The organism is Streptomyces jumonjinensis (genome assembly GCF_009600885.1).
In the GTDB taxonomy this organism is placed as follows: domain Bacteria; phylum Actinomycetota; class Actinomycetes; order Streptomycetales; family Streptomycetaceae; genus Streptomyces; species Streptomyces jumonjinensis.
Genome location: NZ_VCLA01000192.1, coordinates 235,297 through 250,852, shown reverse-complemented (window position 1 = coordinate 250,852; position 15,556 = coordinate 235,297). Strand labels below are relative to the sequence as shown.

Annotated in this window: 17 protein-coding genes; 8 read left to right on the top strand and 9 right to left on the bottom strand. The window is 71.1% G+C overall.

What is annotated here, in order from left to right; translation table 11 throughout:
* Window positions 1-32: 32 nt before the first annotated feature.
* Window positions 33-794, bottom strand: coding sequence for a class I SAM-dependent methyltransferase (locus FF041_RS31820; protein ID WP_153526060.1), 762 nt, complete (start codon window positions 792-794; stop codon window positions 33-35).
* A 102-nt stretch (window positions 795-896) separates the two neighbouring features.
* Here FF041_RS31820 and FF041_RS31815 point away from each other — a divergent pair, with 102 nt between their 5' ends.
* Window positions 897-1,526: a CGNR zinc finger domain-containing protein gene (locus FF041_RS31815; protein ID WP_323393279.1), complete on the top strand. Its 630-nt coding sequence runs from the start codon at window positions 897-899 to the stop codon at window positions 1,524-1,526.
* On the opposite strand, the gene sodX is transcribed toward FF041_RS31815, so the two are convergent.
* Window positions 1,430-1,849, bottom strand: a complete 420-nt coding sequence (gene sodX / locus FF041_RS31810) for a nickel-type superoxide dismutase maturation protease (protein ID WP_153525940.1) — start codon at window positions 1,847-1,849, stop codon at window positions 1,430-1,432. The genes FF041_RS31815 and sodX overlap by 97 nt on opposite strands.
* Window positions 1,850-1,999: 150 nt before the next feature.
* On the opposite strand from sodX, the gene sodN reads away from it, so the two are divergent.
* Window positions 2,000-2,395: a superoxide dismutase, Ni gene (gene sodN / locus FF041_RS31805; RefSeq protein ID WP_153525939.1), complete on the top strand. Its 396-nt coding sequence runs from the start codon at window positions 2,000-2,002 to the stop codon at window positions 2,393-2,395.
* Window positions 2,396-2,537: 142 nt separating this feature from the next.
* Here sodN and FF041_RS31800 read toward each other — a convergent pair whose 3' ends face one another.
* Window positions 2,538-3,044, bottom strand: a complete 507-nt coding sequence (locus FF041_RS31800; protein ID WP_323393277.1) for a MarR family winged helix-turn-helix transcriptional regulator — start codon at window positions 3,042-3,044, stop codon at window positions 2,538-2,540.
* Between the two features lie 153 nt (window positions 3,045-3,197).
* Here FF041_RS31800 and FF041_RS31795 point away from each other — a divergent pair, with 153 nt between their 5' ends.
* The 4 genes from FF041_RS31795 (at window position 3,198) to FF041_RS31780 (ending at window position 8,410) form a co-directional block, all read left to right on the top strand.
* On the top strand, window positions 3,198-3,476 hold the full coding sequence (locus tag FF041_RS31795; protein ID WP_153481898.1) for a hypothetical protein: 279 nt from the start codon (window positions 3,198-3,200) through the stop codon (window positions 3,474-3,476).
* Window positions 3,477-3,572: 96 nt separating this feature from the next.
* On the top strand, window positions 3,573-4,307 hold the full coding sequence (locus tag FF041_RS31790) for a hypothetical protein (RefSeq protein ID WP_153525938.1): 735 nt from the start codon (window positions 3,573-3,575) through the stop codon (window positions 4,305-4,307).
* Window positions 4,300-7,692, top strand: a complete 3,393-nt coding sequence (locus FF041_RS31785; protein ID WP_153525937.1) for a P-loop NTPase — start codon at window positions 4,300-4,302, stop codon at window positions 7,690-7,692. The genes FF041_RS31790 and FF041_RS31785 overlap by 8 nt, the downstream gene beginning before the upstream one ends.
* Window positions 7,693-7,870: 178 nt before the next feature.
* The gene (locus FF041_RS31780) at window positions 7,871-8,410 is read left to right on the top strand and encodes an NUDIX hydrolase (RefSeq protein ID WP_153525936.1); all 540 of its coding nucleotides are present in this window, start codon (window positions 7,871-7,873) and stop codon (window positions 8,408-8,410) included.
* 73 nt (window positions 8,411-8,483) lie between these two features.
* On the opposite strand, the gene FF041_RS31775 is transcribed toward FF041_RS31780, so the two are convergent.
* Window positions 8,484-9,443, bottom strand: coding sequence for a LysR family transcriptional regulator (locus FF041_RS31775; RefSeq protein WP_153481905.1), 960 nt, complete (start codon window positions 9,441-9,443; stop codon window positions 8,484-8,486).
* A 177-nt stretch (window positions 9,444-9,620) separates the two neighbouring features.
* On the opposite strand from FF041_RS31775, the gene snpA reads away from it, so the two are divergent.
* Complete coding sequence (gene snpA / locus FF041_RS31770; protein ID WP_153525935.1) at window positions 9,621-10,271, top strand: snapalysin; 651 nt, start codon at window positions 9,621-9,623, stop codon at window positions 10,269-10,271.
* Between the two features lie 88 nt (window positions 10,272-10,359).
* On the opposite strand, the gene FF041_RS31765 is transcribed toward snpA, so the two are convergent.
* From FF041_RS31765 to FF041_RS31745, 5 genes are all read right to left on the bottom strand, one after another.
* Complete coding sequence (locus FF041_RS31765) at window positions 10,360-10,800, bottom strand: DUF6304 family protein (protein WP_153525934.1); 441 nt, start codon at window positions 10,798-10,800, stop codon at window positions 10,360-10,362.
* 49 nt (window positions 10,801-10,849) lie between these two features.
* Window positions 10,850-11,074: a hypothetical protein gene (locus tag FF041_RS31760; protein ID WP_153481909.1), complete on the bottom strand. Its 225-nt coding sequence runs from the start codon at window positions 11,072-11,074 to the stop codon at window positions 10,850-10,852.
* 42 nt (window positions 11,075-11,116) lie between these two features.
* Window positions 11,117-11,698, bottom strand: a complete 582-nt coding sequence (locus tag FF041_RS31755; RefSeq protein WP_153526058.1) for a dihydrofolate reductase family protein — start codon at window positions 11,696-11,698, stop codon at window positions 11,117-11,119.
* A 361-nt stretch (window positions 11,699-12,059) separates the two neighbouring features.
* The gene (locus FF041_RS31750; protein WP_153526057.1) at window positions 12,060-13,091 is read right to left on the bottom strand and encodes a family 2 encapsulin nanocompartment cargo protein polyprenyl transferase; all 1,032 of its coding nucleotides are present in this window, start codon (window positions 13,089-13,091) and stop codon (window positions 12,060-12,062) included.
* A gap of 169 nt (window positions 13,092-13,260) precedes the next feature.
* Window positions 13,261-14,682 (bottom strand): family 2B encapsulin nanocompartment shell protein, encoded by a 1,422-nt coding sequence (locus tag FF041_RS31745; RefSeq protein ID WP_153525933.1) that lies wholly within the window; start codon window positions 14,680-14,682, stop codon window positions 13,261-13,263.
* A gap of 290 nt (window positions 14,683-14,972) precedes the next feature.
* Between FF041_RS31745 and FF041_RS38300 the strand changes: the two genes are divergently transcribed.
* A partial coding sequence (locus FF041_RS38300; RefSeq protein ID WP_194292253.1) for a peptidoglycan recognition protein family protein occupies window positions 14,973-15,556 on the top strand: 584 nt, incomplete at its 3' end.

The following is a 15,556-nucleotide window of genomic DNA, read 5'->3' as shown; positions in this document are numbered from 1 at the left end:
TGCTCCCGGAGGGGCTGCTTCAGCTGCTTCAGCTACTTCAACGCGAGCACCAGGCTGTCGGAGGGCGAGCACCAGACGGCGCGGGCCTCGCCGAACCCGGCGGCGAGCAGGGTCTCGGCGTGCCACCGCGCGGAGGGGGTCTCGCCGTCGGAGTGCTCGCCGTAGATCTCGAAGCGTTCGGCGGTGGGCCCGGCCAGCGCCGGGTCCTGGGCGGCGAGCGCCCACCATTCGGCCCAGTCCACCGCGCCCGCCTCCCGGGCGCGCGCCATCGCCGCATGGCGGTGGGCGCGCTCGGCGGCGTTGATCCGCGGGGTGGCGCGGTCGGGCATCCGGTCGGCGTTCATCAGGACCCCGCCGTCGCGGACGAGCCCGGCGAGCTGCCCGTAGAGCGTGGCGAGCGGCCCGGAGCGCAGCCAGTGCAGAGCGGTGGCGCTGAGCACGGCGTCGTACGAGTCGTACGGAAGCCCCGCGGCCCACCCGGGGTCGGTGAGGTCGGCGGTGACGAAGGCGACCCGGTCGTCGCCGGCGAAGGAGCCCCGGGCGATGGTCAGCAGCGCGGGGTCGAGATCGACGCCGGTGCTGGTCGCGTTCGGGAACCGGCGCAGGAGCCGGTCCGTGATACTTCCTGTACCGCAGGCGAGATCCAGTACGCGCGGCTCGGGGCCCACGGTGGCCTCGACCATGTCCAGCATCACCCGGAAGCGCTCCTCGCGATCGGGCATGTACCACTCCTGCTGACGGTCCCAGCTCTCCTGCCAGGCCCGCCAGTCGGTCCCCATCGCCGTCTCGGACATCGTTTCGGACACCGGAACCCCTCTGTTCGTAATACCCTTAGTGCGTCATCGTCTATTACTTCCCCGACACCGACCCTAGACCGCCGTCGGTAAGGACTACAAGTGGAACTTACCTATTACTCGGGCTATGCCGTGCGCCTGGTCAACACCGAGGAGCCGGCCCGCAACAAGGACACCCTCACCTCCGTGGAGGCCATCCGGGACCTCTTCGGCCCGTCCATGCAGGCCGCGCGGCGTGCGACCGAATCGGATGTGACCCGGTTCCGCTCCGTGCGGGGCAGGCTGCGGGCGGTCTTCGCCGCAGCCGACACCGGGGACGAGACACAGGCGGTCGATCTGCTGAACTCGCTGCTGCTGGAGTTCCCGGTCAGCCCGCAGATCTCGGGCCATGACTTCCGGGACGACGACGGCCGCCCGAAGTGGCATATGCATCTGGCAGACCATCCGTCGAACGCGACCGCAGGGTACGCGGCGATCGCGGCGATGGGGCTGGCGTTCCATCTGACGGAGTACGGAGTGGATCGGCTCGGCCTCTGCCAGGCCGCGCCGTGCCGCAACGCCTATCTGGACACCTCCACCAACCGCTCCCGCCGCTACTGCTCCGACCGCTGCGCGACCCGCGCCAATGTGGCGGCCTACCGGGCCCGCAAGCGCCTGGAGACGGAGCGGTCGCAGAGCACCGGCCTGACCGCGCCGAAGGCCCAGGAGGCGAGCGCGAGCGGCGAGCGCTGAGCGGCGGCGCGCGGCCGGTACCGGGCGCGCACCCGCCCGAGCAGCAGCTCCGGGGGGACGGCCCCGAACACCCGGCTGTCCCCCTCGGCCGCCGGATTGTCCCCGAGCACCCACCAGCCGCCCTCGCGCGGCTCCACGATCCGCTTGACGATGAGCAGATCCTGCTGGAGCGGATGGCGCAGCACGGCGATGTGTCCGGGCCGTACCCGCGCTCCGTAGTGCACCAGCAGCTGATCCCCGTGCCGGAGCGTCGGATACATCGACGGTCCCGCCACCTCGGCGACGCCGAACGGCGCCGTGGGCTCCCGGCCCTGCTCGGTCATGCGTTGCCTCCGGGTCCCAGCGTACGTTCGGCCATGGGTCCCATGGTGACCCCGGACTTTCGTCCTAAGCACCAGGGGGCACTCGCGAAAACGGCTCTCTCACGGAGTAATGTCCCCCCTTGAGAAGACGATCACGAGGAAGGACAGCTCATGCTCTCCCGCCTGTTTGCCCCCAAGGTGAAGGTCAGCGCCCACTGCGACCTTCCGTGCGGTGTGTACGACCCGGCCCAGGCCCGTATCGAGGCCGAGTCGGTCAAGGCCGTTCAGGAGAAGTACCAGGCCAACGAGGACCCGCACTTCCGCGCCCGCGCGACGGTCATCAAGGAGCAGCGCGCCGAGCTCGCCAAGCACCACATCTCGGTGCTGTGGAGCGACTACTTCAAGCCGCCGCACTTCGAGAAGTACCCGGAGCTCCACCAGCTGGTGAACGACACCCTGAAGGCCCTGTCGGCCGCGAAGGCGTCGACGGACCCGGCGACGGGCCAGAAGGCGCTGGAGCTCATCGCCCGCGTCGACGAGATCTTCTGGGAGACCAAGAAGGGCTGACCTCCGGTGAGGCCGCCCGACCCGCGCCCGCGCGGGTCGCATCGCCTTCCCGTCCGCACCCGGTCCACGGGCCGCCGAGCACGGCGGCTTCGACGGACCGGGTGCGGTTCTTCCGCGACCGTTCTCTACCGCCGGTCGTTCTCTACCGCCGGTCGTTCCGGTTCTGCCGGTCTTCCTGTCCGAGGTCCGCGATGCGGGTCAGGGCGGGCAGTGCGCGGGTGATCGCCTGTCGTTCTCCGGGGGTCAGCCGGGCGAGGAGCGGAGCCAGCTGGCGGGTGCGGTCGCGCCGGCGCGAGCGGCCTATCCGCCGGCCGGCCTCCGTGATGTGGACGAGGACGGCGCGTCCGTCGCCGGGGTCGGGACGGCGCTCCACCAGGCCGTCGCGTTCCAGCCGGGTGACCAGCTGGGTGATCCCGGGCTGGCTGACCTGCTCGGTTCTGGCCAGCTCGGTGAGGCGCATCGGGCCGCCGCCGGACGCGAGGGCGTCCAGCACGGAGAGCGTCGTGAACGACAGCTTCTCCAGGGCGGGGAGCCGGATGTAGAAGCGGTTGAAGTGCTCGATCGCCAGGGTGAGGGCGGCCGCGTCGAGGTCGCCGTCCGGGTGGCCGTCCGGGGGATTGTCCGGGATGCTGTCCGGGATATTGGGCACTCCGGAAACATATCGCGGCTTCACACAGCCGCTGAGGGTGCTGCCGGGCTTCCCGTACACCGCCCCGGCACGCCCCCCGGCCCCAGCCCCGGCTGACACGCGCCCGGCCGAACGGTTTGCTCTGTCGCCCCGGACCGGGCTGGAATGTGACATATGGACGAACAGACACTCGGCAGCCTCACGGTCCACCGGGGCCGCTTGGACGGACAACTGTATGTGCGCGCCGAGGACGTCACCGCACTGCTGCGCGGCATCGCCGACTCCTGGACCACCCACGCGGAAGCGGGCGACGCGGTGTGGGCCCCGCAGGGCCGCGCCGACATCCCGCTCGATCCCCACGCGCTGCACACCCTGGCCGAGGTGCTGACCGTCCACGCCGACCAGTTCGACGTCCAGTGCATCGCGCTGGCCGACCGCGAACCGGACGCGTAGGGCCGTACGGCTCCGCGCCCCCACCCCCGGGACACCTCGCTGCCGACCCTCCCGACTCTGGTATTTTCAGCGCCGGTTGAGCCAGGGGGGCAGCAGTTGACGGAGAACCGGACGGCGCCGGAGAACACTTCCCGGGACCTATCGCCCAGGGAGGAGTACGAGCACACGCTCGACACCGTCGTCACACCGCTGTCCGAGGCGTACTACTCCCAGCTCGTCCAGTCGGTCAGCAGCGCACGGGGCCGCGCGCAGGCCGCTCAGTCCACGATCACGCTCTTCGCGGGCGGGCTGATGGCGGCTCTGACCATCACCGCCCTGGCCGACCGTCCGCTGCCGACCCAGGGGCTCGCCATCGGCGCGGTCGCGCTGTGGCTGATCGCGGCGGTGCTGTATCTGCGCGCCGTCGCCGCGCCGATACCCGACGACGAGGACAGCTTTGTGACCACCCGCGAGGAGCTGGTCAGAAGCGTGCGGAACAAGGTGCGGCAGGAAGCCGAGGAGATCGACAAGAGGCAGCGGAAGGCCAACCTGGTGGCGGCGGTGGCCGTCGCGCTGAGCCTGGCGACCTTCACGGTCCTCATCGTGACGGATCCGCCGCCCGGTACCGCCCCCGGAAGTGTGGTGGTCGAATCCCGGTTCCGCTCCGTGCTGAGCACGGTCTGCTCGGCGAAGACGGGCGCGACCGGCTCCGTACGGGGGTCGATCGTCAAGGGTTCGCTGAAGACGCCGTTCATCGAGATCAAACCCGCGCGCGGCGTCTGCACGACGGACGGCGCGACGCTGCAACTGCCCCGGGGAAAGGTGAAGGCCGTGAGGTGGAGTGATGGCTGAGCCCGGCGGGAGCGTCCACTTCCTCTGCTTCGGGCCGCTGCCCGGGGAGCCGCCCGGCCGCGCCGCCGCCGAAGACGCCATGCGCGCCGATCTGGACCGCCTCCACGCCTCGGGGCGCCGGCTGGACGGAATCCTCGTCCTCGGCACCTCGGGCGGCTGCGGGGAGGCCCGGAGGATCGCCGAGGAGCTCCAGACCAGGGCGTTCGAGGCCCGGCCGGACGAGGACCCGCCCGTCATCGTCCCGGTGCCCGGCCCCGGGGACCGCGGCGCCACCCCCGTCGGGCCGCTGGTGGCCCATGGGCTGACCACGGGCTGGCCGCAGATCAGCCCCGGGCTGTGGCGGGGGCAGCTGGCCGACGACATCGTCCGGCCCCTCGAAACCCAGGTGTTCCCGCGGCTCGCCGAGTGGCATACGGCGGAGACCAGGGCCATCGGCGGATGGACCCGGGGTCTGCTCCCCGGCGATGGAGCCGTACGGTGGCGGTCCCATGGCCGGACCATCGGACTGGTCAGTGTGAACACCGTATTCCGGATGGTCGCCGACGAATTCCGGATGGTCGCCGACGACGCGGACGAGACCCTGGCGGGGTGCTCCCTGGAGCAGCTCGCCCAAGCGGTCGGCCAGGACTTCCCCGCATGGGCCCAGGGCAACGATCTGACCCTGCTCTGCGCGGGACGCACCGGCGCGCTGCCCGCGCTCCCGGCGGACGCCGGCGCGTCGCTCTGGGCCGTCGCGGGCGCCGGGGAGCCCGGGCGGGAGTGGGTGCTCACTCCCGGCCAGGCCGACCGGGTCCATCTTCTGCTGCGGGCCGACGCCACGGCGGACCGCGCCGCCCTGCTCGACACCGCCGCCCGCCGGACCGTCCGGCCCGTCGGAGCCGCGCGCCCGGCCGTGGCCGCGCCCCAGGTACCGGCTCCGCGCCGGTCCGAGGAGCCCTACGAGGCCAAGCCGCTGCTCGACGCCTTCTACCGGCACGCGGCGACGGCCAGAATGGCCCTGGTGCTGGTGTCGGGCCCGGACGACGACGGCACAATCGACACCGACGAGCTCAACCGCAGACTGGCCGATGCCGCCTTCGGCGCGATGCCCGAGGCCCTTCCCCCGCTCCATGAGACCTGGGCCGCCGCCCGTAACCGGCTCTCGCCGCAGCAGCTGCGGCAGCATCTCGGGGCGCTCTGCCTCCCGGCGGACCGGGAGGTGCGCACCGCTCTCCGGCTGCTGCGGGCCCCGTGGTCCTGTGTCTACGACTTCACCGGCTCCAACAGGCTCGCCATCGCCGCCCGGAGCGTCACGCCTCAGACGGTGTCCTGCGTCAACGCAGTCGAGGAGCCCCCGACGGGCAACCGTCCCGTGTTCGACGTGGTCGCCATGCACGGCCGGCCGGACGACGAGGGAAGCCTCCCGGACTTCAGCGACGCGGCCTCCGGCCCCGCCACCGACGCGCGCGGGCTCTGGTTCCGGCGGCTGAGGGCGCAGCTGCTGACCCAGCCCGTGCTGTTCATGTCGCTCTCCCCGGCCGGCCCGGCCCTGTGGGAGACGCTGCGCGCCGTCGGGTGGACGCCGGGCGAGCTGGACTTCCCCGGGTTCATCGTGACCCCGGAAGGGACCCCGGCGGATCGCGCACGGCTGCGTGAGGCCGGGCTCCAGCACATCCGGATGACCCCCGCCGCGTTCGTACGGGACCGTCTCATGCCCGGCATCCAGGCGCTGGAGGACGGCAATCGGGCGCTCACCCGGGAGCTCGCCGACGCCCAGCAGGGGGTGGGCGTGCTCAGTGTGTCCGGACTGCTGGAGAACGCGCCGGCCGGCGACCGTACGTTTCTCCAGGGCAGGGACGCCACCTGGGGCGATGTCCGGGACCGGATCGCCGCGCCGCTGTCGCTCGTCGACACCCTTCGGGCCAGGGCCGCGCGGACCGCCGAGGGTCGGTCGCCGATCATTCTGCTGAGGGGCCGGGCCGGCTCCGGCAAGACGACCGCGCTGATGCAGCTGGCCTACCGGCTGCACACCGGCGCCGACGCCGTCGGCTGGGTGGACCGGGCGGCGTCGAACCCCCCGCGCGCCATCGTCGAACAGGCCCGCGAGCAGCGCTTCGACGCCGTGTTCGTGGATGACGTACAGCTGTTCAAAGGCGGTGCGGCCCGGCTGCTGGAGGATTTGAACGGCAACGGCGAGACGCTGGTGGTGGCCGGGATCCGGACGACCCGCGAGAAGGAGATCGACGCGGCGTTCCCCGCCGAGGTCGTCAGCTCCGACGAGCTGCTCGGCGACGACGATCTCCGCGGGATCATCGAGACACTGGACAGCAACGCTCTGATCGGCGATCTGAAGCAGTTCCGGCAGATGCACCAGAAAGTCGACGAACTGCGGAAGAGATGCGATCAGGGTCTGCTCGCGGCGATGATCGAAGTGGTCTCGGGAACCCCGTTCGAGAAGCTGGTCGAGAGCGAATTCGATGAACTCGACGCCGAATCCCAGTGGGCCTATGCGTTCGTCTGCTTCTCGGACTCCGAATTGATCTTCCAGAAGCGGGGGATCGACAGGGCGGATCTGCTGGAGATCGTCGCGCTGCCGGATCAGCCCAGCCGCCGCCATCACACCGCGGTGAGACAGCTCATCAGCATGAACCTGCTGGTGCCGACGCCGGAGGGCTGGCTGCGGTGCCGGCAGCGGACCATCGCCGACACCGTCGTGGCCAAGGTCCTGAAACCGAAGAAGAGGGATCTGGAGAAGCTGGTCGGCCGGCTGCTGTATTTCTACGCGGGACGCGCAGCGCACATCAGGGACCGGAACCATATCGACCGGCGTGCCATGATCCGGCTGCTCAATCACGACACGATGCGCACCCTCGGGCTGAATCCGGAGGCCGTGCGCAGGATCTATCAGGGCTCACATCTTTTTCTGGGGAACGATCCGCACTATTGGCTGCAACGCGCCGAGTACGAGATCCAGATGGACGATCTCGATCTCGCGAGAAACCATCTGGCCGCGGCCCGTGGCTGCCAGGGCGGCGAGCAGGACTATTTCATCCGGACCGCCGAGAGCACGGTGCGGCTGCGCTCCGCCCGCCGGGACCCGGCGAGCCTGCCCCTGCGGCAGGACGCGCTGAAAGCGCTGAACGACCTCGACGACGTGGTCCGGAAGCACCGCGGCCTCGCCCGCAACGCCTTCGTGGTGCTCATCAAGGAGGGCGTCAAATGGCTGCATGAGTGCCATGCGGATCTGACGCCACGGGAGTACCGCGACGCCCTGGACCTCATCGAGGACGACATCGCCCTGGGCCAGGAGTGCATCGCCGACATCAATCAGTTCCAGGCCGCCGTGCACAGCACCGCCGTGATCCGGACGAGACTCCGCGCGACGGCGCCGGGCATTCCGCTCTGACGCCCGGCGCCCGGCGCTCTGTGCCCGCTGCCCGGCACCCGGCACCCGGCACCCGGCTCCCGGCTCCCGCCGTGCCGGTAGGCCGCACGGGTGACGGTCGAGTGGGAAGGCAGGGCCCCGGGCCGGGACAGTAGTGCCCGACAGAGCGGACAGAGTCTCGTTTCCGAGGAGTCGGGCAATGCGGTGGACCGTGCACGGGGAACGCCAGATCTACGCCAACCCCTGGGTCAGCCTCTGGCTCGCCGACGTCCAGCAGCCCGACGGCTGCCGGCTGGAGCACCATGTCGTGCGGATGCGTCATCTGGCGGTGGCCGCCGTGCTGGACGACCGGCGGCGGGTGCTGATGATGTGGCGGCACCGGTTCATCACCGACACCTGGGGCTGGGAGCTGCCCATGGGGCTGATCGAGCCCGGTGAGACACCCGAGCAGACCGCCGCCCGGGAGGTCGAGGAGGAGACCGGCTGGCGGGTCGGCGCGCTGCGTCCACTGGTGTACGCGCAGCCCGCCAACGGCATCACCGACTCCGAGCACCATGTCTTCCGCGCCGACGAGGCGTCGTACACCGGCCCGCCGACCGAGCTGAACGAGTCGGACCGCATCGAGTGGATCCCCCTCTCCCGGATCCGCGCGATGATCGGCCGACGCGAGATCGTCAGCGGCGGAAGCCTGGTCGGACTGCTGTGTCTGCTGATCGACACGGCGTCCGAAGGCCGGTAGCCGGAGGCTGTACGGGGCACGTGAGCCCAGCACGATCCGTCAGGCAGACCCTGGGGGACGGGGAGATCGCCGCTCAGGCCGCCGCCCCCGTCAGCAGTGGGCTCTTGTGCCGCAGCAGCCACTGGCGGTACGCGGCGGCCTCCGAGGCCACCTCCCGGTAGGCCGCCGCCAGATCCTCGTACACCTCCTGGTGCACCTCCTCCGTTCCCGGCGGGGAGCACAGCAGCAGCCGCACCGCGAGCGGGTCGCCCCGCAGTGGGCGGACCGCCATGTCCTCGCGCGGGCGGGAGGTCGGCTGGCAGGGGGCGACCGCCTCGCCGGCCGCGACCAGGGCGGCTGCGGTGTGGTAATCCCCGTGCAGTACGGACGGGTTGAGCCCGGCGGCGGCCAGCACCCTGCGCAGTCCGTCCCATTCGCCGTCCACCGTGGGGTCGACGATCCAGCGGTCGCCGGCCAGATCGGCGAGTTCCACGACGGGGGCGGTCGCGGCCGGATGGCCGCGGGCGAGGGAGACGAACTGCGGTTCGCGCTCGATCAGCACGCGTACGGCGAGGCCCTCGGGGACCCGGAGCGGAGAGCCCTCCACCTCATGGACGAAGACCACGTCGCGCTGGCCCGCCGCGACCATTCTCAGCAGGGCGTTCGCCGAGACGTCCATATGCAGCGAGATATCGGCGCCGGGCAGCCGTCTGCGCAGTCTGCCGAGCCAGCCGGGCAGCGCGCGGCTGGCGGTGGAGCCGATGCGGAGCCGGGATCCGCCGGAGCCCGCCGCAGCCGCCTTGGCCTCGACCACCAGGGCGGTCATCTCGGCCACCAGCGGGCGGGCCCGGGTCAGCAGCGCCCGGCCCACCGGGGTCGGCCGGCAGCCGGAGCGCTCGCGCCAGAAGAGCTCCGCGCCGAGGGAGTTCTCGATCCTCCTCAGCTGGGTGGTGAGCGAGGGCTGGCTGACGCCCAGCCGCCTCGCCGCTTTGTGCAGGCTGCCGGTGTCCGCGATGGCGCACAGGGCGCGGAGGTGCCTCACCTCAAGCTCCATGAGGCGAGCGTAGGTCCGGCTCAAGGCGCACACCAGAGCCACAGGACGGGGCAGAACGGACGGTCATGGACATGATGATTCTCTGGTGTTATCGCACGTTGGCATCATCCCCGGGCGGGGTGGTCTGCCCGAAACTCGCCGTACCGAATCCGTTTGACGGACGAGTAGGAGCCCCCCATGCGTCACCCCAGAACGGTTCTCTCCGCTGCCCTCGGCGTCGCCCTCGCCGCCGCGCTCGGAGCCGTGCCCGCCTCCGCCGCCGCGACGTCCGCCTCCCCCGCAGCGATCGCCTCTCATGTCGCCTACGAAGGATCCGCCGAGGACGCCGCGGCCACCAAGGCGTTCTTCGCGGCCGTGCTGAAGTCGGTCGCCGAGAAGCGGGCCGCCAACCCGGGCGCGCGGGTGGTGACGGTGAACTACAGCACCGCCAACGCGCCCTCCTTCCGCTCCCAGATAGCCCGCAGCACCCAGGTCTGGAACAGCACGGTCACCAATGTGCGGCTCCAGGAAGGGGCCAACCCGAGCTTCCGCTACTACGAGGGCAATGACTCCCGCGGCTCGTACGCGAGCACGGACGGACACGGCCGGGGCTATATCTTCCTCGACTACCGGCAGAACCAGATCTACAACTCCAACCGCGTCACCGCCCATGAGACCGGGCATGTGCTCGGTCTGCCGGACAACTACCGCGGCCCGTGCAGCGAGTTGATGTCCGGCGGCGGCCCCGGCACGTCCTGCCAGAACGACACCCCCAACGCGGCCGAGCGCGCCCGGGTGAACGCCCTCTGGCTCAACGGCCTGGCCTCGGCGATGAAGAGCGTCTCCTGACGCTCCGCACGACTCCCTGACCCCGAGGGGCGTTCCCCGCCGGCTCCGGCGGCGAACGCCCCTCGCGCGCTGGACCCGCGGACGCCGTTCAGCCGGCCGTGGAGGCGAGCGTCCCCAGCTCGGCGCCGTACGGGAGCTGTTTCTGGATGCGGTCGAGCGCACTGTCGAAGTCGCTCCCCGCGATCCCGGACTCATAGGCCGCCCCGCCGTAATGCAGGGTGAGACTGAGGTCCGCCCGATCGAGTGACCCCTCGGGCCTCAGTTCGCCGAGGGTCAGCAGACAGCTGAGGGTGGCCCGCTCCGCCGTGCCGTCCGCGTGGACGGGGAGCGGTATGTCCCATTCCAGTACGCAGGACGACAGAACGCCCTCCGCTCCTACGGCCTCCAGGGCGGCCAATGCCGCCCCTTCGTACTCAACACCCCTGATACGCGTGCGCAGTTGCCGTCCGTGCGCCGCGATCGTGACCGCTTCCGCGCCACGTCGGTCGCGGTACCAGCCCGCCCAGACTTCAGTCGACTCCGATGACATGGCGCGGACTGTAGCGCTACCGAGCCCTCCGCTGAACAGCAGGGATGGCTCATACGGCGCCGACGGCCCGGCCCGGCCCGCCGCCGGGGCGCTCCGCCCGCCGCACGGTGGACTCGGCGCAGTCGGGATTACGGCAGGGCCCCGGTCCCCAGGAGGGGACGAACGCCCCGAGAGTCTTACGCCGGCTGATGACCGTACCGACGGGCTGTCCGCAGGCCGGGCACCGCTGCCCGTCCTGCGGGCGGCGCTCGGTCCGGCGTCGTTCGCTGCCCATATCTCCAGGGTACGGCGGCCCGGGCGGCCCGGCAGCCGTCGCTCAGCGCTCTCTGCGGTAGGTGCGCACCAGCACCCCGTTGTCGAAGGAGCGCACCGAGGCGAGGGTGAACGCGTCCACCCCGAAGTCCGCGCCGAACATGGGCATTCCCGAGCCGAGGACGACCGGATAGGTCTTGATGACCAGCTCGTCCACCTCGTCCTTCAGCTGTCCCGCGAGGTCGGCGCCCCCGCAGAGGTAGATGCCGAGGCCCTCCTGCCGCTTGAGCTCCCTGACCGCGGCCACGAGATCACCGGAGACGATCTCCACATTCGGGTCGGGGGACTCGGTGATGCTGCGGGAGGCCACATACTCCCGCAGATGGGCGTAGGGGCTGGTGATCCCGGCGTCCAGCGCGATCTGATAGCTGGCGCGGCCCTGGATCACCGCGTCGTACTCGACGGTGGCCCGCTCGTCGACGCCGAACGCCCGGCGGGCGGCCGTCGGCAGGACCTCAGCGGCTTCATCCCTGAGGTAGTCGAGAAAATCCCCGGTCACAAAGGGGAGGAAGAAATCCGCGTCGCCGGAGGGGGCTCCGATGAAGCCGTCGATGGACGCCGCGACGAAATAGCTGAGCTTGCGCAAACCGGTCCTGTCCGTCATGAGATGAGGGGATGGCCGCCCGGCGCGAAAGCGTTCCGGGCCAAACCACTCCGCGTATAGTGCTCCATCCGTAGTGGTTTGACAAGGGATATCGGCGCGGATCAAGGGATACCGGCGGCCATGCGGAGAACGGATACGGAGAACGGCCCCGGGAGCCCCGCGAGCACGGCACGGGAGGTCGCGTCGGCACCCGGGGACGGCCGGGGAGTCTCCCCGGGAGAAGCGACTCCAGGGGCACGGCACACCCAGCTGACGGCCCCGCGGCCACCCCGGGTGCGGGCGGGCGGCCCCGCGGCCACCCCAGGCCCCGGCGGGTGCGGCGCGCTCAGCGGGTGCCGTGCGCTCAGCGGGTACGGCGGGTGACGAACTCCGCCAGGATCAGCAGCTCTCCCGCCGCCCCCGGGTCCGGCACGGCCCGCGACAGCTCCTGCACGGCCGCCGCCATCCGGTCCGACGCCTGGAGCTGCGCCCAGTCCCGCCCGCCGGCCCGCTCCACGGCGTCGGCGGCCCGGCTCACCGCCGCCCCGGTCATGGGCCCCCGGTACAGCTCGGCCAGCTCGGCTCCGGCCGGGGTCCCCGAGGCCAGCGCCGCCACCACCGGCAGCGACTTCTTGTGCGCGACGAGATCCGCGCCGGCCGGTTTCCCCGTACGCCCCGGGTCTCCCCAGATCCCGATCAGATCGTCGATGAGCTGGAAGGCGAGTCCGGCCTCCCGCCCGAAGGCGTCCAGAGCGGCGGTCCGCTCCGCCCCGGCCCCCGCGTAGAGCGCGCCGATCGCACAGGCGCAGCCCAGCAGCGCCCCGGTCTTGGCGGTCGCCATGGCCAGACATTCGTCGAGGGAGACCTCATAGGGGCCGCGCTCCTCGAAGGCGCAGTCCGCCTGCTGTCCCTCGCACAGCTCGATCACACAGGCGGCGAGCCGCTCGGAGGCCGCCCGGGCGGCGGGGTGCGCGTCCTCGGAGAGCATCCGCACCGCGAGGGCCTGGAGCGCGTCCCCGGCGATGATGGCCCCCGGGGCGCCGAAGACGGTCCAGGCGGTGGGGCGGTGTCTTCGGGTGGGGTCCTCGTCGATGACGTCGTCGTGCAGCAGGGTGAAGTTATGGATCAGCTCCACCGCGACGGCGGCCCGGAGCGCCTGCCCGGGATCTCCGCCCAGGGCGCGCGCCGAGGCCAGGACCAGCGCGGGCCTGATGGCCTTGCCCGCGGCGGCGGCGGCCGGGGCGCCATCGGCGCTCTCCCAGCCGAAGTGGTACTTCGCGATCCCGCGCAGCGAGAGGGGCAGGGTCTCGACGGTCTCCCTCAGCAGGGGGTCGACTGATTCCCGGGCCCGCTCCAGAAGGGCGAGCGCCTCATGCCCCTCGACGGCCTCCGACATGGTCAACTGCTGGTCCTTTCCCGAGGATCCGGCGCGGGAGCGGCCGGCGTGGAACCGGGCTCACAGGCCCGGCGGCGCGGGCCCGGCAGCGCCGGACCCGCGCCGGGGCCGGTCCGGAGCCGGGGACGCCGCCCCGGCCCGGTACCGGGCGGCTCAGTGCCCGGGGCGCTCAGCCCCAGCGGCTCACCTCGACGTTCTCCAGGATTCCGAGCGCGTCGGGGACCAGCACCGCGGCCGAGTAGTACGCCGTGACGAGATAGGAGATGATCGCCTGCTCGTCGATCCCCATGAACCGCACCGAGAGGCTCGGCTCGATCTCATCCGGGATCCCGGACTGCTGAAGGCCGACGACGCCCTGCTCCGACTCGCCCGTACGCATGCAGATGACGGAGGTCGTCCGGGCCTCGGAGATCGGGATCTTGTTGCACGGGAAGATCGGCACTCCGCGCCAGGCGGGGACATGGCTGCCGCCGACGTCCACGCTGTCGGGGACCAGCCCGCGCCGGTTGCACTCGCGGCCGAAGGCGGCGATCGCTCTCGGGTGGGCGAGGAACAGCTTGGAGCCGCGCCGCCGGGAGAGCAGCTCGTCCATGTCGTCGGGGGTCGGGGCGCCGTCGTGCGGCTGGAGGCGCTGCCCGTAGTCGCAGTTGGCCAGGAGCCCGAACTCCCGGTTGTTGATCAGCTCGTCCTCCTGGCGCTCCCGCAGCGCCTCGACCGTGAGCCGCAGCTGCTGCTCGGTCTGGTTCATCGGCTGGTTGTAGAGGTCGGCGACCCGGCTGTGGACCTTCAGCACGGTCTGGGCGACGCTCAGTTCGTACTCGCGCGGGGAGAGTTCGTAGTCGACGAAGGTGTGCGGGACGACGGCCTCGCCTACATGGCCCGCTGAGAGGTCGATCGCCGCCTCTCCGTACTTGTTGGTGCGCTGGCGCGGCAGGGCCGCCACCCCCGCCAGATGCGCGTGCAGCGATTCGGCGCGCTCCGCGAGGTTCAGCACATCGGCCCTGGTCAGCACGAGGACCGTACAGGCCGTCGCGGCGCGGGTGGTGTGCTGCCAGGTGGCGTCGGCGTCGACGATCGAGTCCTCGCCGAGATAGGACCCGTCGGCCAGGACGTTGACCACGGCCTCGTCCCCGTAGGGACCGGCGCCGATCTGCTCCACCCTGCCGTGGGCCAGCAGGATGACCCGGTCCGCCGGGTCGCCCGCCTGGGCGAGCACCTGTCCGGCCGTGTACTCCTGCTGGGTGCAGCGGCTCGCCAGCTCCGAGAGGGCCTCCTCGTCGCCGTACCCCCGCAGGGCGGGCAGCTCGCCCAGTTCGGCGGGGATGACCGACACCCGGTCGCCGGTCTGGACGAAGGTGACCCGGCCGTCCCCGACCGCGTAGGTCAGGCGGCGGTTCACCCGGTAGGTGCCGCCCTGCACCTGCACCCACGGCAGCATGCGCAGCAGCCACCGCGAGGTGATCTCCTGCATCTGCGGGACCGACTTGGTGGTGGTCGCGAGGTTGCGCGCGGCCGCGGTGCCGAGGCTCTGCTGTGACAACTGCCGCTCACCGGCCTCGTCGCCGACAGCGCCAACCGAACCAACCGACATAGGACTTCCTCTCGATCATGCGTTTGACCAACAGGTCAACTGTTCGTCGCCGACCCGCGAGAGAAGCCTTTCAGCACGGAGAGTCTTAGCACTATTACACAAATGGATGGGACTACTTCCCCGCCAACGGGGAAGGCTGATCCGATTTTCACGGTTCCGCAGGTGAGATGACTGAATCGGCTCGCACACAAACCGAACGCATGGCTCCGGAAACGAAGTTGGAGTAGAAGCAGTAATCGCAACAGGTACGGATATTCCGTACACACTGCCCACACCTCCAGGAGCCGCTCATGTCCTCACCCATGTCCGCGAACAACTTCCTCAGCGCACTGCGCGACGAGGGCCTGACGGTCGTCGAAGTCGGCAGCTGGCGCACCCACAACCGCAACCACGTGGGCGCGTGGGGCCCGGTGCACGGCGTGATGATCCATCACACCGTCACCAAGGGCACCGCGAACAGCGTGGCGCTCTGCCGCGACGGCCGCAGCGATCTGCCCGGACCGCTCTGCCACGGCGTCATCGCCAAGGACGGCGCCGTCCATCTCGTCGGCTACGGCCGCGCCAACCACGCGGGCCTCGGCGACGACGACGTCCTGAACGCGGTCATCGCGGAGCAGTCGCCGCCCGCCGACAACGAGGCCAACACCGACGGCAACCGCCACTTCTACGGCTTCGAGTGCATCAACCTCGGCAATGGTGCCGACCCCTGGCCCGAGGTCCAGCAGGAGGCGATCGCGAAGGCGGCGGCGGCGATCTGCCGCCACCACGGCTGGAGCGAGCGCTCGGTCATCGGCCACAAGGAGTGGCAGCCTGGGAAGATCGACCCCCTGGGCTTCACCATGAACTCCATGCGCGACCGGGTCCAGCAGCGGCT